Here is a 19929-nt window from a genome sequence, read left to right as displayed (position 1 = left end):
CAATGGAAAAGAAAACGCGTGTCTCGCAGATGGAACATCCGCCATTCGCAAACGGGGCGCCGGATCATCTCGCGCTCGGGGACAACCTGAACGCACGACCGGCTCCGGCCGCACCGAGCCTGAACAGGCCGGAGGGGGCGCGGCGGGAGCGCGTGGTGATGAACGAGACACCACGCCTCTCGCCCGCACTCATCGATACCTCCATCACGCCCGATCTTGCGGAGAGCGTACGGGCGATCCGACGACGGGTCGTCATGCTCGGCCTGCGGGGCATTCCGGACATCCAGGGCGGGATAGAAAAACATGTCGAGATGCTCGGACAGGAGCTTCTCCAGCATGGCTGGGATGTCGAGATCCTCGGGCGCAGGCCCTATCTCCGGCAAAAGGCACCTACCGTTTGGCGCGGCATTCGCGTTGTCCCTCTCTGGGCGCCGCGCTCCATGCTCTTCGAAGCAATCGCGCATACCTTTCTCGGCGTGCTCCATGCTGCCGTGAAACGGCCGGATATCCTGCACATCCACGCGATCGGCCCGGGGATTCTGGCTCCGATCGCCCGCCTCGCCGGCCTCAAGGTGGTGGTCACCCATCACGGCTATGATTACGACCGGGAGAAATGGGGGCCGCTCGCAAGGCGGGTGCTGCGGCTCGGAGAAAGATTGGCGATGCGCTTCGCCAGCGCCAGCATCGGGGTTTCGGGGGATGTCGCCCGGACCATGAAGGCGCGGCACTGCAGAGAGGTCAGCCACATTCCGAACGGCGTGAACGTGCGGCCCGGCATTGCCGGCAATGGCGTCATCGAGCGTTTTGGGCTCGAGCGCCGGCGCTATATCGTCATGGTTGCCCGCATCGTTCCGGAAAAGCGGCAGAACGATCTGATCGCCGCCTTCGAGACGCTCGGACGGACGGATTGGAAACTGGTTCTGGTGGGTGCCGCCGATCACGACAGCCCCTATTCGAAAGAGGTGGAGGCCATGGCCGCGCGGGTTCCGGGCGTGGTAATGGCCGGCTTCCAGAGCGGGGAAGATCTCGCGGCCCTCTTTTCCCAGGCAGGTCTTTTCGTCCTGCCGTCGATCCACGAAGGCATGCCGATCGCGCTTCTTGAGGCGCTCAGCTACGGGCTTCCGGTGCTGGCGAGCGATATTCCGGCCAACCGCGAAGTGGAGCTGCCGGCAACGGACTACTTCCCCGTGCGGAACGTCGCGGCGCTTGCCGAAGCGCTTGCCCGCAAGATGTCGGAACCGTTCAGCCAGGAGGGGGCGCTTGCGCGCATCCGCGAGATCGAACGCGCCTACGGCTGGTCCTCCATAGGGCGCGCCACGGCGGCGGTCTATCGATCCGTCGTCGCAAAGAACAGCAAGAGGTTCTCTTGACCGTATCGATCATCATCAAGACGCTCAACGAAGAGAAGCGGATCGCCCAGACGATCCGGCACGCGCTTGCCGGTCTTCCGGGCGGGCGCGGAGAGGTGATCGTCGCCGATAGCGGCTCCTCCGACGGCACGATCGAGATCGCCTCGCGTTACCCGGTGCGCATCGTACGTATCGAGGCGCCGGCGCGTCCGAGCTGCGGCCTCGGTCCGCAACTCGGCTTCCAATATGCCCGGTACGAATACATCTGCCTTCTCGATGGCGACATGGATCTCGACCCTGATTTCCTGCCCGAGGCGCTGGCCTTTCTGGACCGGCACGGCAAGGCGGCGGGGGTAACGGGACATGTCGAGGAGATGATGCTCGACAATCTGGAATATACGCGCCGCGTCCAGCGGAATGCGCCGGAAAATCGCATCGGCTCCATAGACCGGATGAACGGCGGCGGCCTCTATCGGCGGGCGGCGATCGAGAGCATCGGCTACCTCACCGATCGGAACCTGCACGGCTACGAGGAATTCGACCTCGGGATACGCCTAAGGCATGCCGGCTGGAACCTGCACAGGCTCGACCGGCGCTTCGTCAGGCATTACGGCCACAGCATCAATTCCTATCGGCTCCTGGTGCGTCGCTGGAAGACGAAATATCTCTTCGGCATCGGGGAAGTTCTGCGGGCGGCAACCGGCAAACCCTATTTCCGGCAGATGCTGAAGGAATTGCCGGAGCTGAAGCTATGGGCGCTGGTCTGCTGCTGGATCCTTTTCTCGCTCGGCCTCCTCCTCTTCCTGCCGGACAAGCTGCTGGCGCTCGTGCTCGTGGTGGGAATCTTCGCCGCGGTCGTCGCGCTGATGTCGGTCCGAAAGCGAAGCTTCTCGCTCGGCCTCTACACGGTGGTCGCCTGGCTCTTCCATGCGGCGGGCCTGCCTTTCGGCTATGTCGCTCCGCGACGCAGCCCGCTCGACTGGATCGAAAGCCGCTATCTTGGAGGGCCCGATGAAAAGACTGATGAGGGCGGCGGGGATTCTGGCGCTTATCGCAGCGGCTCCGGCGGCTAACGCCACTGATTGGTTGCCGGTTCGTGAAATCGCGCTGACCGTTGCAAGCGGCAGCCCACTCGACTTTTCCGGTATTCTGCCGAACCAACCGATCGACGAGGATCACCGGCTTATTGCCGGTGAAGATGGGCGCATCGCGACCGCCGCTTCGCCTCGGTCCCCGAAGCCCCTGTTTTGCGCCTCGCTCGGCTGGAGCCCAGCGTCCGGCGGCTTTCCCGACCATGCCTCCGCTGATATCTATGCCAGACAACTGGCCATGCGCGGCTACAACATCGCCCGCTTCCATTTCGTCGATGCGAACCTGATGCAAGGCCGCGCCGACGATTTCGACTTCAATCCGGACGTGCTCGACCGCATCCATTACCTGATGGCCGCCCTCAAGCGGAACGGCATCTACTGGATGTTCGACGGGATCACATCCTGGCGGGGCGCCTATGGCGGATATGACGATCGCTGGGATCCCGGCGGCGACGTGAAGCTGGCTCTCCATTTCGACGACGAGGCATTCGAACACTGGAAACGGCTGCAGAAGGAGCTTCTCGCCCGGATCAATCCCTATACCGGGATAGCGCCCATCAAGGACGAGGCGCTTGCACTGGTAATTCTTGCCAATGAAAACGGCATCGAATTCGAGAATGTCGTAAAGGAAGGAAAAGGCTGGCCCGGCTATGCCGGCATGTTACAAAAACCCTTCAATGCCTGGCTTCGCAACAAATATCGCTCGACCACGGAACTTGGGAAAGCCTGGCCCGACCTCCGCCCCGATGAAAGGCTGGAAGCCGCCTCGATCAGCCTGCCTGTCGACCGCTACCTGGACGGACCGCGAATGCGCGATCTTCAGGCCTTCTTCGTGGAAACCGAGCGTCGCTCCGCCGACCGAATAACGAACGTGCTGCGCGATCTCGGTTATCGCGGCCTCATCAGCACCTATAACAACTGGGCGACGGTCCAGACCTCGCTCAGCCGGGAGCGGCTCGATGCCGTCACCATGAACACCTACCAGGATTGGGTCGGTGGCTATGAGCCCGGCTCGGCCATCGGAAACAAAAGCTCCGTCACCGATGCCGCCAGCTACATGCGTTATGCCGCCGCCTCGCGCTGGCTCGGCAAGCCTTTCGCCCTCAGTGAATATGACCATCTCTTCTGGAGCCGCTACCGCTACGAGGCCGGGCTTCTCATGCCCGCCTATGCGACGCTGCAGGGATGGGACATTCTCTGCCGCCACGGACATGCACCAATCATCCTGAAATACGGTGAGCCTTATCCCCACAAGCGAGCCATGCTGCCTTATGCGATAGCGCTCGATCCGGTCGCCCGGGCGGGAGAAACGCTCGCAGCACTTCTCTTCCGTCGAGGCGATGTCTCGCCGGCTCGCAACGTGATCCCTTTCACCATGCGTGGCATGGAAGACCTGAACGATGACATGCAGGCGGCCGAGCCCGACGCGTTGACCGAGCTCGCACTCGTCTCCCGCATCGGCCTCAAATCCTCGGATGGCCTGCGGGAACTGCTTGCGGTCAATCAACCCCGCAAAGACACCCAGGCGCAAGAACTGCTCGACGCGTTGAGAGAGGCCGGTCTCCTGCCGGCCAATAATCGCACCGATCCGGAGCGTGGAATATTCGAAAGCGATACCGGCGAACTGCTGCTCGACCGGGAAGAACAGCGATTGACGCTTTCCACGCCCCGGACCGAGGCAGCCGCTTTCAGCAAGTTGGACGGCCCTCTCGACCTCGGAACCTTGCGGGTTGAAAGTGCCGACGGCGCAGGCTTGATCGCGGCGGCGGCGCTGGATGGCGGCTCGTCGCTTGCCACCGCCAAGCGTATCCTGCTGATCTTCGCGACGGACGCCCGCAATACGAACATGCGCTTTCGGGACCCCGAGGAGAACGTGATCGAGGATTTCGGCTCGCTGCCGGTGCTGATCCGCAAGGGCGAGGTTGCACTGGAGTTCAAGGAACGCGTCGCTCGCTGGCGCCTCTCCTCGGTTGGGCTGGATGGGAAAGTGAAGGCGCCGCTGCGGGTCGAAACAGGACCTATCCGCTTCAATCTTTCGAACGACACCCCCTCCGGGCCGACCACCTTCTTCCTGCTTGAAACCGATTGAGGCGAGCCTCCGGGATCAAAATCCCGGCTCGCTGGTTGGATAGATATACCGACCTGGACAGGAGGAATATCGATGGCCCATGCGAGCACGAAACATGTCGGCAGCGGCACTCGGGGCAAGGGTAGCGGGAGCGGCGCCATGACGGACGTCGACAAGGAGCTCATTCCCGAAAACACGGTGCTTTCCAATCGCGACAAGGCGCAGCATTCCCGCCAGCGTGGCCTCGACAGCAAGGCCGTGCAGACAGAGCAGTTTCACGATCACGAAGCCAATCATTTGAAAGAGGATTAGCGGACCGAATCATCACAACCGGGTGAGATTCACTCCTCGCGGAATTGAACCGGATTTATTGTCAAGATCACCCTTGCAAAGAATGGGGGAAAGAGTCACTGTTGGCTATCGCCAGGGTATGAAGGGGCGATGGCGACGGGAGGCAAGGCACGCTTCGCCCCGTAATGGAGGCCGAAAACAATGAATACGGCAGTCGTTACGCATGCATTCGAACCAAGCGAACTGGCTTTCCTCCAGCGTTTCTTCAACACGCTGTGCGCTGAGCGCGGACTGGATGGTGGAAGTTTGGCCGCCAATGATCTAGCTGCGCAAATTCTGCAGCTTTATCAACAAGGTGTGCGGGACGAAAGAGAACTCCACATCCATCTGGGGGAAATGCCCCACATCAAGAACTGATCGCGCTTCCGCCAGCCGTCCGACGGCGGCTGGTATCTGATCCCTAACGCTTGGCCTGCAGTTCGCGTTCGTCGCGCATGAGGAAGACCCGCGTGACGTTGTCGAGGTTTGCCTCCAACCAGTCGGCCATTGCGATCTCCTCCTCCAGGATACGCTCGAACACCGCTTTCGCTTCGATCTCCCCAAGCTCATCCGCCGCTGCGATCAGCACACGGTAGCTCGCGATCTCCACATGCTCGAACGCGTAGCTCGCCATGGCTCCCTTGATCACCTCATCGCTCGTGAATATGCCTCCGAGCCCCTGGGCGGTTGCGGCAAGCTTTCCCGCGATATCCTTGAGCGTCGAGGCGCCGCCCGCCGCGAACCGCCCAAGCAGGTCTTCCAGGACTTCAGCATGCGCTCGGGTTTCGATCAGATGCTGCTCGATGCGGTTTCTGAGATCGGGATAGTTCTCGAGGCGCCGCGATTGCGCCGTCATCATCGTTATGGCCTGCTCCTCCATCGCATGGGCGTCCCGAAGCCACGCGATGAAATTGTCTCTGGCATGGGTCATGTCGTTTCTCCTAGCATCTTCGACCTCCCGACGGGCCGGGCTCGTCGGGCGCATCGCATCAACTTGAGAAGACGCGCTAAGTTCCGCCGACCGTTCGCCGGGCCCGAAGATACTGCCCGAAAAAGGCTCCGATCGGAGCGCCTGTCGGGAGGAACAATAGCCGCCGGGCTCCGTTGTGCTCCTGCAAGGAAGAGTACCGCAAGGAGACTAATCATGATGCCCGATCCACGCGAACCGAGCGAACAGCCGCCGATGCCGGCGCCGACCTGGAAGCCGGAACCGCCGATCGACGAGCCTGAGCCGGACCGCCTTCCGGACGAGGCACCATTGCCTAATCCGGACGAAACCGAAAATCCGCCGGTCTACATGCCGCCGGGCAACCGCGTTCAATAATGGGTCCGGTGGCAACAGGAGGTGACCATGGCAACCCATAGCGACATGCACACGCATCGCGGAGACAAGCACCCCGGCGAAGAGCATGGAGCGCCCAGGCTGGAGCTCTGGAAGCTATTTGCCGCGGCCCTGTTCATCCTTCTCTGCGTGTTGGCCGCGATGGAGCTCTTCAATGTAGCGGAGTTTGGCGGCACTGAACCCCTCAATCCGCCTCCACACGGCATAGACCAGTAGCGGATCCTTCTCCCGCGCCCCTCAGCGTGGGAGAGACCGTTGGAACAAAGGGAAAATTTCGCACGTTCATCTATCACTCATCTCAGGAGATGGCGCAGGTGGACGTGGCGATAGAGCTTTCCACACCCGAGTTTGTCCAGATCGACCCGATCATCCGGCCCGGACGCAACGCATGGCGCAGCGCAAGGGCCGACAAGGCGGCATTCCTGGTGGATGGCGCCGATTACTTCCGCCGGCTCGATCAGGTTCTCCGCAAGGCCCGGAAATCCATCTTCATCGTCGGCTGGGATTTCAACCCCGATATTCGCCTGCGCCAGGACGAGCCCGATAGCGAAACCTTGGGGCAATTGCTTCACATGCTGGCGGAGGAAAGGCCAGATCTGGAAATCCGTCTCCTCGTCTGGGGAATGGGCCCGGTCTATTCGGGAAGGAGCCTCAAGGTTTTCGGCAAGATGGGATGGAGCGATCATCCCCGCATTTTCCTGCGCTTCGACTTCCGTCACCCGCTTCGGGCAAGCCATCACCAGAAGATCGTCACGATAGACGATCGGACCGCTTTCCTCGGCGGCATCGACATTACCGCCAAACGCTGGGACGATCGCCTCCACCGGGTCGAAGATGCCTGCCGGATTGCTCCGGACGGGACGAGTTACGGTCCGTTGCATGACGTGCAGGCGATCGTGAGCGGAGACGCTGCCGGGATGATTGGCGACGTCGCACGCCGCCGGTGGAAGAAAGCGACCGGTGAAAAATTGACGGCACACGGTTTTCCGGGCGACGCACCCTGGCCCGAGGATCTGGAGCCGGCGCTCACGGATTGCAATGCCGCGCTGGCGCTCACCGAGGCATGGAAGTGGAGGGGACACCGCGGCCACAGGGAAGCGATCCGGTTGACCCACGACGCGCTGAGAAACGCGAAGCGCCACCTCTATATCGAAACCCAGTATCTCGCCTCATTCGGCGTCGCGCGCACGCTTGCCCGGCGCCTGAGAGAAGCTGACGGACCGGAAATCCTGGTGGTCGTGACCCGGAAGTCCCATGGCTTCCTGGAAAAGCTGATGATGGGGCACAACCGCAATCGCCTTATCCGCCGGCTGAAGCGCGCCGACCGCAACAAGCGGCTTCGGGTCTTCTACGCTGTCGTGCCGGACGGAAGGGGCGGCGAGCAGGAGGTAATCGTGCATTCCAAGGTCATCATCGTGGATGACCGCTTCATTCGCGTCGGCTCGTCGAACCTCAACAATCGCTCCGAAGGGCTCGATACGGAATGCGACCTGGCAATCGAAACCGGCTCGCCGGCGGGCCAGAGCGCCATCGCCGCCATCCGCAACGACCTGCTGGCTGAACATCTCGACGCCTCGCCGCGGGAAGTGGCCGAAATCATCGCCCGAACGGGCTCCATGTTCGCAGCCGTGGATGCCCTGAACATCCGCCCGCGCGGACTGCGGCCCTTCGATGTCGATCCTCGCAACGGCGAGACGCAATCCATGATCGGCACCGGCCTTGTCGATCCCAAGCAGCCTTATTGGCCCGTCCCGCAGTTTGAGGCGGGTATCCGGCGCTTTTTCTCCCGCCTAGCTCGTCGCCTGTTCTGACACCTTTTCCGGGCGGCGGCGATAATAGGCTTCGCTCGCGATCAGGATCGGCACGCCGACCGTCAGAGGCACGAAGAAATAGAGAACGCGAAAGGCAACCAGTGCGCCGATCGATTCCGCATCCGGCAGGATACTTAGCATGGTTGCTTCCAGAACGCCGAGCCCGCCCGGCACGTGGCTGATCAACGCCGCGATATTGGCGGTAACGTAGGCGCTCGCAACATCCAGATAGCCGGCATCCGAAAAGCCCGCGAGAAGCTGGTGAATGCAAGCCGCCACGCAGGAAAAATTCAGCGTTCCGATGACGATCTGCCCGAGAGCGAGCGCCGGCCGGGGCGGCTCGAAGCTCCAGCTCCACAGTCTCAGCCGGCGGCGGACGAAGGCGCAGATCAGCATATAGGCAAGCGGCAGAGCGAGGCACACGAGGCCCAGGAGGATCGCCGCCGGCCTGTCGAGCCCCAGCAGATTGGGATCGCCACCCGGTCTCAAAAGCAGGGCGAGCCCCGCGAGCGTGGCGAGCCCCAATCCCACCGTCACTCCGCAAAAGACGATCACCTTGGCGACCTGCTCGGCGGAAAGCCCCCAGCGCGAATAGAAGCGGTATCGGACCGCGCCGCTGCTGAGCGCCGCCAGCCCCACATTGTGGCCGATCGAAAGGCTCGTGAAGGAGGCGAGCGCCGTGCGCGGATAGGAGAGCGGTTTTCCGGCATATCTCAACGCCAGCGCATCGAAGCCCGTGAGGCAAAGATAGGAGCAGGCGACAAAACCGAGAGCGGAAGCCAGCCGCCATCCGGGAATGGCGCCGACGGACTCTTCGATCTCCTCGAAGGAGTATCGCCCCAGGCTGCGGTAAACGAGGAGAACGGCAAGGCAGATCGCCGCGGCGATCAACAATCTCAGCACGTGCCGCCTGGCGATCATTCTCTTCCTCCGTTGCCGGAGTCCCGTGTGGGAACGAAAAGCCGGGCAAAGGGGTTCCCTGCGGCATGACGGATACCGAGACACGACCATTTCCCGCCCGGCAGGCACTCAAGATCCTGAGTTACAACGTCCATAGCTGCATCGGCACCGACCGTAGGCTCGATCCTGTCCGGGTAGCGGAGGTCATCGCCGCTCTCGAGCCCGACATCATCGGGCTGCAGGAGCTGGATGTCGGCCGCAACCGCACCGGCGGCATGGATCAGGCCCATATCATCGCATCCCTCCTGCGCATGGAATTCCACTTCCACGCCGCGCTGAAGGTGGAGGAGGAGCATTACGGCGATGCCGTGCTGACGGCGCTCCCGATGCGCCTGGTCAAGGGAGACGTCCTGCCCTCCCACGGCGAGCAGCGGGGTGCGATCTGGGTGGAGATAACCGCCGGCGATACGCAGCTTCAGGTGTTCAACACCCATCTCGGCCTCCGGCGCCGCGACCGGCTGAGGCAGACGGCCGTGCTGCGGGGGCCCGACTGGCTCGGCCACCCCGATTGCCGGGAGAAGCCGATAATCCTGATTGGCGACATGAACTCCGTCCCTTCCTCGCCGGTCTATCACAATCTCTCGCGGGGAATGGCCGACGTCCAGAACCGTACGGTGATGCAGCCAAGGCCCACATTTCCATCCCGCTATCCCTTCCTGAGGCTGGACCATATCTTCGTGTCCACGGACATCCAGGTGCGCGAAGCCGGAGTAGCTTCGACGAAACTCGCACGCCGCGCCTCCGATCACCTGCCGCTGCTGGCAACCGTTGAGGTTTAGAACCGTTTCAGGGCGCCTTGCCGAATTTCCGCGCTTCCTTCAGCAGCCGAACCACTTCCTGATCGGTCGTCTGGGTGAAATCGCCGTAATGGGCGCCGACCGCCTGAAGGCGCTCGGGAGCCGAGAGGCAGACGATCTCGTCGACCTCGTCCCTCAAGGATTCCACCACATCCCGCGGCGCAACAGGTACAGCGATGCAGATGGAGGCAACACCCATTTGTTTCAGCGCATGGATGCCGGCGCGGATGGAGACCCCGACGGCGATACCATCGTCGATCAGTATGACATCCCTGCCGGAATGGTCGTGATCACGTGGCTCGTCCTCCCCGAAATACATGCGGTGACGCCGCTGGATTTCGGAGAGCTGGTGATCTCGCTCGGTCGCAAGATAGCCGGGTGGGATCGAGAAATTCCGCGCCGCCTCCTCGTTGACGACCACATGCGGCTCCTTGGTATCGACTACGGCGCCGATGCCGTATTCCGGCTGGCCAGGAGCGCCGATCTTGCGGACTATCAAGAGATCGAGGGGCGCATCGAGCCGCCGCGCCACCTCGAAGGCGACGGGTACGCCGCCCCGCGGCAGCGCCATCACGATGGGATTGGCGTGGGCCTGTTCCTGAAGGGCATCCGCCAGCTGCCTTCCGGCATCGCCACGATCTGCAAAGGTGGGGCCAAATCCGAACATGTCATCCTCCCAAGACGCTCCGCCGCGGCGAAGTCGCCACGGCCGGATATTGTTGCCCTGCCCTTCGGGGATCATAGCCCCCGACCGGCACCCGGACAACCTTGCCGGAAACCCTTGGGAGAGCGCCTTCGTTCCGGCGGAGGCGCTATCGGCTGCCGCCGCCGCCCTTGCGATGCTCGCTTTCCTGGTTGCGCCCGCGGATGATGGAAGGATCATCATTCATCGAGACATCCGCCGTGCGCATACTCATGTCATCGCCCTTGCGGAAAGCCTTGCGCGCGGCCTCGCTGCGGTTGAGATCAGCCTTCGCATCGAAGTCCTTGCCGGCATTGGCCGTTTTCTCGCGCTTTTCGATGATGTTCCGCTGCTGCTCGTGGGTCTTCGCACCCTGCATGATGAATTCCTCCTTTTCGTCGCCGCTATTTGTTCGCGCGGCCGCGTTGGTCGGGATCGATACCGCCGGATGGCAGCGTATCGTTCGCGACATCGCCTTCATCCGTATTTTCGCCTGCGATCTCCTCGTTGCCGGTGGCTCGGTTGAGACCTTTCGACTGGCCGATGCCTGGATCGGATTTCAGGTCGGCGTCGCTCGGCTTTCGGGGCTTGAAGTGCTTGGACGTCATGACTCGTCCTCCTTGATCGCGTGTGCCGCAAGGCAGCCGCGGCATTCAATGTCGCGTGCGTGCGACGAACTTGTTGAAACGGCTTGTTTTGCCGTCATCGGTTTCCTCCTGGTAGAGGAACGAAAGCTCGTTATCGTCGAAGACCGCGAAGAAATTCTCCCACGAGATTTCTTCCAGCGCCTCTTCGGGCCTGCCGAAATCGACGCGCAGCAAGCCGCCTTCGCCAGCCGCCGCTTTTACTCGCGCGGGATGGCCGCCGCGTTCCTCGATCCAATGGCGGATTTCATCGTGATTGGTGGTCTGGACTGCCTTGCTCATTGGCTCCTGTCTCCGTTTTTGATGCAAAGACAGAACCGGCCGGCATCGCGATTGTTCCGGCAAGGCGTGGGATATAGACCCGAGATATGCGTACGAAAACGGGAACCTTTGCCTGGGCCCGGTGTTCAGGCGACGTCGATCACAGAACTTTGTCCGATCGACGGCGTCATAAATACCCTCCCAACTGGCGCCTCCTTTTTCAGGGAGGCGCCTTTTTCCTGCCTGACCGGAGGCTCCGCTGATCCCGCTCAGGCGGCGCGGCGCGCGCCGGGATACGATCCCTTAATCGTCCTGGATAAGAATTGAGGCATGAAGCCTGACTTGTGCAGGCATTATTCAAGCGTATAATAACTTCAACCACTGACAAATTTTGGGAGCGGACTCCGCCCCTATCCGCAATTCCGGGAGACCGTTTCGATGCAGGCCTGCGGCGCCTATGCCATGCCTTTTGCCCGGCTTTTCAATGTCATCCGCCCCATGCGGGCATTTCGGTGAACCGGCGCAGCTATCACAGGGCAAGCGAGACCGAGCGGCGTGAGGACCTGATCGCCGCCACGCTCGATTGCATCGCCGAATTCGGCATCCGCGGCGCAACCGTGCGGCAGATAGCCACGCGCGCCGGCGTCACGGGCGGGCTTATCCGCCATTACTTCGCCGGCAAGGACCAGATGCTGCAGGCGGCCTATCGGCAGGTCATGACCGGCATAACGGACGAGGCGATCCGCGCGGCGACGGAGGGCGGCGATGCCCGCACGCGTCTGCGCCGATTCATCGTCGCCAACGTCACGCCGCCCGTCACGGACCCGCGCACGCTCTCGCTCTGGGCGGCTTTCATCAGCCATATTCCGCTCGACCCGACCTTCGCCGCCATTCATCGCGAGAACTACCTGACCTTTCTGGAGGCGCTCGAAGCTCTGCTCCTCGCTCTCCATGCGGAACAGGGCCGGACCGTCAGCCGCGAGGAATGCCGCGCGCACGCGATCGCCGTCAACGGCCTGATCGACGGCCTCTGGCTCGAGGGTACGCTTGCCGCGGACCTTTTTGCCGACAAAGGGCTTGCCGAAACCGCTCTTTCTTCCGTCGAAGCCCTGCTCCGGCTTTCGCCGGGCGAGCTTTCGGCTTCCGAGACATAAAAAAGGAAATGCCATGCGTTATGCTTCGATCACCGATCGCCTCGCCCATCTCGGCTCCGGCCGCTGGGCCGTTCACCTCGCCGCCCGCCGCATGAAGGCTGCGGGCGAGGACGTCATCGAGCTGACGATCGGCGAGCCGGACATCGCACCCGACAGGGCGCTTCTCGATGAGGCTGCGCGGGCCATGTATGCGGGCCGCACCCGCTATTCCAACGGCCGCGGCGAACCCACGGTCTTGAACGCCTTGGTGGAGAAATATTCAAAGCGCCGCAAGGGCGTGACCGAGAACAACTTCCTCTGCTTTCCCGGCACTCAGACGGCGCTCTACAGCGTAATGGCCGGCCTCGTCGAGGCAGGTGACGGTGTCGTCGTCGGTGATCCGCTCTATGCCACCTACGAAGGCGTGATCGCCTCGACGGGCGCGCATATGATCCCCGTGCCGCTAAGGCCCGAGAACAGGTTCCACATGAAGGCCGAGGATCTGGAATGGGCGATCACGCCCGAAGCCCGCGTGCTCTTGCTCAACACGCCCCACAACCCGACGGGCGCCGTGCTGACGGCCGCCGAAATCGCCGCGATCGGCGAGGTCTGCCGCAGGCATGATCTCTGGATCGTCTGCGACGAGGTCTATGAGGAGCTGATCTTCGAAGGCACGCCGTTCGCCTCGCCCTTCGACATTCCGGAACTCGCGGAGCGCACGATCGTCGTCTCCTCCATCTCAAAGTCCCATGCCGCGCCGGGCTTCCGCAGCGGCTGGGCCGCCGGGCCGGAAGAGTTCTGCGAAAAGGTGCTGCCCGTTTCCGAGACCATGCTGTTCGGCGTACAGCCCTTCATCGCCGACATGACGGCCATGGCTCTCTCAAGGCGCTTCGAGACCGCCGACGTGATGCGCGAGAATTATCGCCGCCGTGCCGCGATCGTCGAAAAGGCCTTTGCCGGCAATAATCTTATAACGCCCATGCCGCCGGAAGGCGGGATGTTCATCCTGCTCGACGTCGCCGCAACCGGCCTCGGCGGCGAAGAGTTCGCCTGGGAACTGCTGCAGGAGGAGAAGGTGGCGGTGATGCCTGGCAGGTCCTTCGGCGATCAGGCCGCCGGCTTTCTGCGCATTTCGCTGACCGTGCCGGACGACGTTCTGGCAATCGCCATGGAACGGATCGGCGATCTTGCAAGCCGCCTGGTCGCGCTGACGGAAAAGCGGGCCTGAGCCACGTATTACTCCGCCTTGTCATCCTTGGATGAGGGTTTGCGGGTGGTCTGCCGGCCGACGAATTCAGCCTCCGCCTCCTCGTCATAGGGAAGCGCGCTGCCGCCACCGGCATCGCCCGCATCCGCCACCCGGCCGCTCGGATCGCGGCTGGTCTCGGCCTCCCAGACCTTGCGGGCCTTGTTGAGATCGGCGGTGGCGGGATCGGCCTCGTGGCGGCGTGTCATCTCGCCGGTGCCGGAACTCTTGGTAATGTTCGGCCCACCGCCGCCGGATTTCGCTTTTTCTTTGGGTTCCATGCTCGCCTCCCCGGTTCACAACATGAACCGTTCAGGCGAGGCTTCGTTCCGAAAGTTCGGGCAGCACTTTTTCACCGAAGATCTCGATGAACTCGCGCTGATTGCGCCCGACATTGTGGAGGTAGATTTCCGAAAACCCCATCTCCAGATCCCGGCCCAGCCAGTCCAGATGGTGGGAGGGATCCGCGGATATGCGCACATGCTCGTCCATATCCTCGGGCCGCACCTGCACGCAGGCGGCGTCGAACTCCTCCGGCAGCCTCAGGGTTTCGGCGACGGCCGCGCTGACCGCGTTGCTGCGCCATTGATCGAAGGCGTTCTCCCTCGCTTCGCCGTCTGTCGCGGCCCAGGAGAGATGAACCTGCAGATAGACCGGCTTGTCCTCCCCTCCTCCCCGCTGAAAGGCTTCGATGATTTTCGTGAGATTTTCACGCGGCTGGTTGACGGTGATCAATCCATCCGCCCAGGAGCCGGCCCATTCCGCCGTTTCCGGCGAGAGCGCTCCCGCAACCAGCTTGGGCGGCGTCTTCGCAAGCGTATGGAGTTTCGCCTCGTCCACCTTGATCGGATGATCCCGGCTGATCGTCTCGCCCGAAAACAGCGCCCGGATAATCTCCGCGCCGGCCAGCAGCCGCTCGTTCCTTTCCCCTTTCGAAGGCCAGCGCTCGCCGGTGATGTGCTCGTTCAGCGCCTGCCCGCTGCCGAGCGCCATCCAGGGTAACCGGCCAGGAAACATCTCGCCGATCGTCGCCGCAGCCTGCGCCGTCAGCGCCGGATGATAGCGCCAGCCGGAAGGCACGGTGATCAGCCCGAAGGGAATGCGCTTCGTCGCCTGCATCGCGGCGCCGAGAAAGGCCCAGACGAAGCCGGATTGTCCCTGCCGCAGGCTCCAGGGCGCGAAATGATCGGACGACATCACCGCGGAAAACCCCGCCGCTTCCGCGAGCTTCACATAGCCGATAAGCTCGCTCGGCGAAAATTGCTCATGGGAGGCGTGATAGCCGATATGCGCCATCGCTCACTCCCTCTCCGAACTCAGCCAGAGATATTGATAGGGCTTGAGCTTGAGGCGCAGCCGGGGCGAGGCCTTGTATTCGGACTTGTCGATCAGATCGGTGAATGCTTCCGCCTCCATGCCGCCGAGATGGATTTCGGCTTCCACGACCCGGCCGGCGAGATTGTGGACGATGAGCAGCAAATTGCCTGCATCCTCGAAGCCATGGACCAGGAGGGCCGGATTGCTTGCGCCGAGCCTGACGGGCCGCCCCTTGACGAAGAGCGGCTGGGCGCGCCTCAGCACGATCAATCGCTTGACGGTGTTGAGAAGCGATTGGGGATCTTTCTGCTGCTCCTCGACATTGATCTTCTTGTAGGAGAAATGCCCGTTGTCGACCGGCTTCACCTTCAGCTTGCCTGTCGGCGCATTCGAGAAACCGGCATTCCGCCGCGCCGACCACTGCATCGGTATGCGCACCGCTGTTCGGCCGGGTTGGTTGAGGTCCTCCCCTATGCCGATCTCGTCGCCATAGACGATCAGCGGCGGCCCGCGGAGCGAGAAGATGATGCTGAGCGCCAGTTCGATCCGCCGCTGGTCGCCGTCCAGCATGGGCGCCAGCCTGCGGCGCACGCCGCGGTCGAATACCTGCATTTCCTTGTCCGGCGCGAAGGCGTTGAACACCGCCTCCTTCAATTCCGGCGGCACGCGCGAGAAATCGAGTTCATCGAGATTGCGCAGGAAATTGGCCCAGCCGCAGCCGGCCGGCGGTTCGGGCAACAGGCTTATGGCATGATTGATGGGCCCGGCATCTTCCTTCGCGAGCCCCGCAAAGATGTAGCAGGCGAGCATGAAATTGAAGAGGAGATGCAGCTGGTCGCCCTCGCCGAAATACCGGCCCGTCTCTTCCGGAGGCATGTTGACCTCGCCAATCAGCACCCCCGTCGGACGGCGCGCCCTCAGATAGCTTGCAAGCTCCATCAGGATGCCGTGCGGATCGCGCGGATTGGCGTGCTCCAGCCCCTTGTCGGCAATGATGAGCGGCGCGGCATCGAGCCGGAAGCCGCTGATGCCGAAGGCCAGCCAGTAGTCGACGATCCGCAGGATTTCCTGCCGCACTTCCGGATTGGCGAAATTCAGCTCCGGCTGGAAATCGTAGAAATTGTGGAAGTAATAGGCCCGAGCCACCTCGTCATAGGTCCAGAGGCTGTCCACCTCTCCGGGGAAGATCGATTTGGCTCCCGCGGCTACCGGCGGCGGATCGGGGCTCCAGACATAATAGTCGCGATAGCGGCAATGATTGTCGCGGCGCGCCGCCTGGAACCACGGATGCTCGTTGGAGGTGTGGTTCGCCACGAGATCCATGATGACCCGTATGCCGTGTTCGCCCGCGCTGTGCAGGAAATTGAGGAAGTCGTCGAAGGTTCCGACATCCGGATTGATGGAATAGAAATCGCTGACGTCGTAGCCGTTGTCCCTGTCCGGGCTGCGGTAGAAGGGTAGCAGCCAGATGCAGGTGATGCCGAGGTCGGCGAGATAGGGCAGCTTCTCCGCAAGGCCGATGAAATCGCCGATGCCGTCGCCGTTTCCGTCCGCGAATTTCTCGACATCGATGCCGTAGATGACGGCTTCATTGTACCAGGACAGGGTGGGTGTCGTCATGAACGGCCTCTGCTCGGTTTACCGGGATGCAAGGCCGTAAAGTGCTGGAGGGGGAAGAAAGTTCCCGAAAGGAACCGCGGCTTATCTGCGTTTCGCCGCCGTTTCGGCCTCCGGCATTTCCCAGCCGAAGACGCTGCGGCCGCCCCATTCGTGCGAATGGCGAAACTCGCCGGCCACGATTTCCTTGAGGTCGAGACCGGTGACATATTTCTCGGTGAGACGGGCTTGGTCGTCCAGCCGCTTCAGCGCCTGAAGCTCTTCCTCGCGGCCGAGCCTGCCCTTGCGGACTGCGGATTTCATCACGCCGATCGTCTCGTCATAGACCTTGAGCGGAACCGGGAAAGGGTGCCGGTCCTTGCCGCCATGGGCGAGCGAGAAGCGCGCGGGATCGGAAAAGCGGCAGGGCGCCCCGTGTACCACCTCAGCCACCATGGCGAGTGCCTTGACGGTGCGGGCGCCGACACCCGGAGTGAGCAGCAGATGTTCGAAATCCTGCGGGCCGCGATCGGCCGCGGCGGCGAGCGTGCCATGCAGCCGCTTCATGTTCACATCCTTCTCCCGCACGTCGTGGTGCTCCGGCATGACGAGATGCGGCAGCATGGGCTGCGCCGCAGCCTTTCGCTTCGGCTCCAGTGCGACGATCTCGCGAACGATCCGGTCCGGTCCAAGCGAGGAAAGCAGGTCCAGCTGACCCATGCGGGAAGCCTCGGCCCTGTGATCGGCAAGATTGACGATCTCGCCCTGCTGGCGACCCTCGATCGCAGCGTGCGGTGAATCAACGAAGCTCGTGATCCCTTCCGAAAGCCAATGGTAGCGACGCGCCTGGCGCTTGTCTCCGTTCATGCCCTGCTGCACCACCACCCACTTGCCGTCATCGGTGACAATGAAGCCGTGCAGGTAGAGATCGAAACCATCCTGCACCGCTGCGCTATCGACCTTGGCAACCAGCCGGCTTGCGGTGGCAAGTTCCTCTCCGTCGATGCCGACGCGCTCGCCGATCGTCACGAGTTCGCCCGGCGTCTTGCGGGAATGCTGTCCGCGTCCGCCGCAGACATGTATGCCGAGTTCGCCTGAAAGTGGCGTGAGCCCCCGCTTGAGCGCTCCGATGACGCTGGTGGTGATGCCTGACGAATGCCAGTCCATGCCCATCACGCAGCCGAAGGATTGGAACCAGAAGGGATGCGCAAGCCGCCGGAGGAATTCGTCGCGGCCGTAGTGCTGGATGATGGCTTCGGCAATGAGCGCGCCAAGGCTCGTCATGCGCTCGCCGAGCCACCGGGGAACCCGGCCGCCGTGAAGCGGAAGATCGGCGCTGCCTGCTCTCTGGACCATGGCCGCTTATATCGCGGCCAGCAGCATCAGGACAGGGAAAAGTTCTTCAAACGTTCTTCCAACCGCCCGATCGTCGCCACATCCGCATTGGCGAAGGCGCAACGCAGGTAATCCTGCTGGCTTTCGCCGAAATAGGCACCGGGGATCGAGATGATGCCGGCCTGCTTCGCAAGCTTCTCCGCCACTTCCGCGGAGCCGACGCCGTGGAAGGGATGCCGCACGAAGGCGAAATAGGCACCGATCGCACCGATCTTCCACTCCGGAACTGCTTGCATCACCGCCTTCAGGGCTTCGGCGCGGCGGCCGATCTCCTGGCGGTTTTCCTCGCGCCAACCGCCAAGCAGCGGCAGCGCCTCGGCGACGGCAGCCTGGGCCGCGCGCGGCGCGCAGATCTGCAGATTGTCCATGATCTTGGCGATCTGCTCGATCACTTTTGCTCCGGCCGTAATTGCACCGAGCCGATGGCCGGGAATGCAGAAGGATTTCGAGAAACTGTAGAGGCCGATCAGCGTCTCATCCCAGCCGTCGAGCCCGAGCAATCCATGCGGAGCCTTGCCGGCCTCGGGCATGAAGTCCCTGTAGGTCTCGTCGAGGATCAGCCAGATTCCCCTTTCCCGGCAGAGCTTGAAGATCGCTTCGAGCAGGGAAGGAGGATAGATGGCACCGGTCGGATTGTTCGGGGAAACCAGCGCCAGCGCCCGCACGTCGCCGGTGATCGCCTTTTCGAGATCGACCAGATCGGGCAGGAAACCGTTTTCGGCCCGGCAAGGAACGAACCGCGTCTTCACCCCCATCATGGCGAGCGTCGTCTCGTGGTTGAAATAGAAGGGCTCGATCATCAGAACCGTCTGGCCGGGTCCCGCAACCGTCATGGCCGCGCAGACGAAGGCCTGATTGCAGCCGGAGGTGATGTGGATGTTTTCCGCTTCCACGCGAGCGTAGACATCCGAGACATGCTCCGCATAGGCTTGGCGAAGCGACATTTCCCCTTCGATCGGCCCGTAACCTGTGAAAGCCGCGGAAGAGGCCGTCTCGCCCAAGAGACGCAGCATATCCGGATGCGCCGGATAGCCCGGCACCGCCTGCGAAAGGTCGATGAGCGGCCCCTTGGAGCCGTCATAGGCACGCCCCCAGGCGAAGACGGAGGGAACGGGCGGCGGGCTCAGCTTTTCGACGAGGGCATTGAAGGCGGGCATCGGTATTTCCAAAGGGGCGATTGATTTCACCACCTTCTTTACCAGATTATCGCCGGACGCAAGGAGAACCGGACATGGCCGACGACCTTCAACCGCCAGATTCCAAGCTCACCATCACTAAGCGAAAATGGGCTGAACAGGGAAAGTTCCTGACCGGCCGCATCTCCCGCCCGGAAACCGAACGCCTGCCGCCCGGCCAGCACCTGGTGAAGAACTGGCCCGTCCTCGATCTCGGCCAGCAGCCGCAGGTCACGACCTCACAGTGGCGGCTCGACGTTCGCGGCCTCGTCAACCATCCCCGGACCTTCGACTGGGTAACCCTTCAGGCTCTACCGCAAAGCGAGATGCGCTCCGATATCCATTGCGTGACGACCTGGTCGCGCTACGACAACCACTGGAAGGGCATTTCCACGCATGATTTCCTGGACGCGGTCGATCCGAAGGACGAGGCGGTTGCCGTGATGTTGACGAGCTACGACGGCTATACCACCAATCTGCTGCTTTCCGACTTCGCCTCCCCCGACGCGATCCTCGTTACCGAATGGGAAGGCCAGCCTCTGACGCGGGAGCATGGAGGGCCGGTGCGCCTCGTCTTGCCGCATCTCTATTTCTGGAAGAGCGCCAAATGGCTGCACCGGATCGAGTTCCTCGACCGGGACCGCGCCGGCTTCTGGGAAAGCAATGGCTACCATATGCGGGGCGAGCCCTGGGCCGAGGAACGCTATTCGGGCGATTGATTTAAGCCCTCAC

At 62.5% G+C, this 19929-nt stretch carries 23 protein-coding genes; 12 read left to right on the top strand and 11 right to left on the bottom strand.

The annotated features are described in order from the left end of the window. The first annotated feature begins 254 nt into the window (after positions 1-254). The 5 genes from ACE04I_RS21980 to ACE04I_RS21960 all read left to right on the top strand — a co-directional run bounded on the left by ACE04I_RS21980 (position 255) and on the right by ACE04I_RS21960 (position 5216). On the top strand, positions 255-1370 hold the full coding sequence (locus tag ACE04I_RS21980; protein ID WP_046795102.1) for a glycosyltransferase family 4 protein: 1116 nt from the start codon (positions 255-257) through the stop codon (positions 1368-1370). Further along, a complete protein-coding gene (locus tag ACE04I_RS21975) occupies positions 1367-2422 on the top strand; it encodes a glycosyltransferase family 2 protein (RefSeq protein ID WP_046794879.1) in 1056 nt (351 codons plus the stop codon). Before ACE04I_RS21980 ends, ACE04I_RS21975 begins: the two co-directional genes overlap by 4 nt. Then, positions 2361-4529, top strand: coding sequence for a glycoside hydrolase (locus tag ACE04I_RS21970; protein WP_046794880.1), 2169 nt, complete (start codon positions 2361-2363; stop codon positions 4527-4529). Before ACE04I_RS21975 ends, ACE04I_RS21970 begins: the two co-directional genes overlap by 62 nt. A gap of 72 nt (positions 4530-4601) precedes the next feature. Next, the gene (locus ACE04I_RS21965) at positions 4602-4820 is read left to right on the top strand and encodes a hypothetical protein (RefSeq protein ID WP_046794881.1); all 219 of its coding nucleotides are present in this window, start codon (positions 4602-4604) and stop codon (positions 4818-4820) included. Between the two features lie 180 nt (positions 4821-5000). Beyond that, on the top strand, positions 5001-5216 hold the full coding sequence (locus ACE04I_RS21960) for a hypothetical protein (RefSeq protein ID WP_046794882.1): 216 nt from the start codon (positions 5001-5003) through the stop codon (positions 5214-5216). Positions 5217-5259: 43 nt separating this feature from the next. Here the strand turns inward: ACE04I_RS21960 and ACE04I_RS21955 are convergent, their stop codons facing one another. Then, positions 5260-5769: a ferritin-like domain-containing protein gene (locus tag ACE04I_RS21955; protein WP_046794883.1), complete on the bottom strand. Its 510-nt coding sequence runs from the start codon at positions 5767-5769 to the stop codon at positions 5260-5262. A gap of 213 nt (positions 5770-5982) precedes the next feature. Here ACE04I_RS21955 and ACE04I_RS21950 point away from each other — a divergent pair, with 213 nt between their 5' ends. From ACE04I_RS21950 to ACE04I_RS21940, 3 genes are all read left to right on the top strand, one after another. Continuing rightward, positions 5983-6162 (top strand): hypothetical protein, encoded by a 180-nt coding sequence (locus ACE04I_RS21950; protein ID WP_046794884.1) that lies wholly within the window; start codon positions 5983-5985, stop codon positions 6160-6162. Between the two features lie 27 nt (positions 6163-6189). Next, positions 6190-6396 carry a hypothetical protein gene (locus ACE04I_RS21945; protein ID WP_046794885.1) on the top strand — a complete coding sequence of 69 codons (207 nt, stop codon included), beginning with the start codon at positions 6190-6192 and terminating at the stop codon, positions 6394-6396. A 98-nt stretch (positions 6397-6494) separates the two neighbouring features. Continuing rightward, the gene (locus ACE04I_RS21940) at positions 6495-7991 is read left to right on the top strand and encodes a phospholipase D-like domain-containing protein (protein WP_487207603.1); all 1497 of its coding nucleotides are present in this window, start codon (positions 6495-6497) and stop codon (positions 7989-7991) included. Here ACE04I_RS21940 and ACE04I_RS21935 read toward each other — a convergent pair. Beyond that, positions 7971-8912, bottom strand: a complete 942-nt coding sequence (locus ACE04I_RS21935) for a lysylphosphatidylglycerol synthase domain-containing protein (protein WP_046794887.1) — start codon at positions 8910-8912, stop codon at positions 7971-7973. The genes ACE04I_RS21940 and ACE04I_RS21935 overlap by 21 nt on opposite strands. 65 nt (positions 8913-8977) lie before the next feature. Between ACE04I_RS21935 and ACE04I_RS21930 the strand changes: the two genes are divergently transcribed. Then, the gene (locus ACE04I_RS21930) at positions 8978-9730 is read left to right on the top strand and encodes an endonuclease/exonuclease/phosphatase family protein (RefSeq protein ID WP_046794888.1); all 753 of its coding nucleotides are present in this window, start codon (positions 8978-8980) and stop codon (positions 9728-9730) included. A 7-nt stretch (positions 9731-9737) separates the two neighbouring features. Here ACE04I_RS21930 and ACE04I_RS21925 read toward each other — a convergent pair whose 3' ends face one another. The 4 genes from ACE04I_RS21925 to ACE04I_RS21910 all read right to left on the bottom strand — a co-directional run bounded on the left by ACE04I_RS21925 (position 9738) and on the right by ACE04I_RS21910 (position 11356). After that, entirely contained in the window at positions 9738-10415 is a 678-nt protein-coding gene (locus ACE04I_RS21925) for a phosphoribosyltransferase (protein ID WP_046794889.1), read from the bottom strand. 145 nt (positions 10416-10560) lie between these two features. After that, on the bottom strand, positions 10561-10809 hold the full coding sequence (locus ACE04I_RS21920) for a hypothetical protein (protein ID WP_046794890.1): 249 nt from the start codon (positions 10807-10809) through the stop codon (positions 10561-10563). A gap of 25 nt (positions 10810-10834) precedes the next feature. Next, on the bottom strand, positions 10835-11038 hold the full coding sequence (locus tag ACE04I_RS21915; protein WP_046794891.1) for a hypothetical protein: 204 nt from the start codon (positions 11036-11038) through the stop codon (positions 10835-10837). Between the two features lie 45 nt (positions 11039-11083). Further along, a complete protein-coding gene (locus ACE04I_RS21910) occupies positions 11084-11356 on the bottom strand; it encodes a hypothetical protein (protein ID WP_046794892.1) in 273 nt (90 codons plus the stop codon). A 491-nt stretch (positions 11357-11847) separates the two neighbouring features. Between ACE04I_RS21910 and ACE04I_RS21905 the strand changes: the two genes are divergently transcribed. Both ACE04I_RS21905 and ACE04I_RS21900 read left to right on the top strand, forming a co-directional pair. Continuing rightward, positions 11848-12489 (top strand): TetR family transcriptional regulator C-terminal domain-containing protein, encoded by a 642-nt coding sequence (locus ACE04I_RS21905; protein ID WP_046794893.1) that lies wholly within the window; start codon positions 11848-11850, stop codon positions 12487-12489. A 13-nt stretch (positions 12490-12502) separates the two neighbouring features. Further along, complete coding sequence (locus tag ACE04I_RS21900; RefSeq protein WP_046794894.1) at positions 12503-13696, top strand: pyridoxal phosphate-dependent aminotransferase; 1194 nt, start codon at positions 12503-12505, stop codon at positions 13694-13696. Positions 13697-13704: 8 nt separating this feature from the next. Here ACE04I_RS21900 and ACE04I_RS21895 read toward each other — a convergent pair whose 3' ends face one another. The 5 genes from ACE04I_RS21895 to ACE04I_RS21875 all read right to left on the bottom strand — a co-directional run bounded on the left by ACE04I_RS21895 (position 13705) and on the right by ACE04I_RS21875 (position 19179). Then, positions 13705-13995 (bottom strand): hypothetical protein, encoded by a 291-nt coding sequence (locus ACE04I_RS21895; RefSeq protein ID WP_046794895.1) that lies wholly within the window; start codon positions 13993-13995, stop codon positions 13705-13707. A gap of 31 nt (positions 13996-14026) precedes the next feature. Then, complete coding sequence (locus tag ACE04I_RS21890) at positions 14027-15010, bottom strand: TIGR03885 family FMN-dependent LLM class oxidoreductase (protein ID WP_046794896.1); 984 nt, start codon at positions 15008-15010, stop codon at positions 14027-14029. A 3-nt stretch (positions 15011-15013) separates the two neighbouring features. Next, positions 15014-16651, bottom strand: coding sequence for an alpha-amylase family protein (locus ACE04I_RS21885; protein ID WP_046794897.1), 1638 nt, complete (start codon positions 16649-16651; stop codon positions 15014-15016). A gap of 81 nt (positions 16652-16732) precedes the next feature. Beyond that, positions 16733-17983: a DUF763 domain-containing protein gene (locus ACE04I_RS21880; protein ID WP_046794898.1), complete on the bottom strand. Its 1251-nt coding sequence runs from the start codon at positions 17981-17983 to the stop codon at positions 16733-16735. 26 nt (positions 17984-18009) lie between these two features. Continuing rightward, positions 18010-19179 carry an aminotransferase gene (locus tag ACE04I_RS21875; protein WP_046794899.1) on the bottom strand — a complete coding sequence of 390 codons (1170 nt, stop codon included), beginning with the start codon at positions 19177-19179 and terminating at the stop codon, positions 18010-18012. Between the two features lie 74 nt (positions 19180-19253). Here ACE04I_RS21875 and ACE04I_RS21870 point away from each other — a divergent pair, with 74 nt between their 5' ends. After that, a complete protein-coding gene (locus ACE04I_RS21870; protein ID WP_046794900.1) occupies positions 19254-19916 on the top strand; it encodes a sulfite oxidase-like oxidoreductase in 663 nt (220 codons plus the stop codon). The last annotated feature ends 13 nt before the right edge of the window (positions 19917-19929 follow it).

This window comes from Rhizobium moroccans, assembly GCF_057559155.1.
Note: the sequence above shows the minus strand (reverse complement) of the source record. Positions and strands in the feature narration are given on the sequence as shown.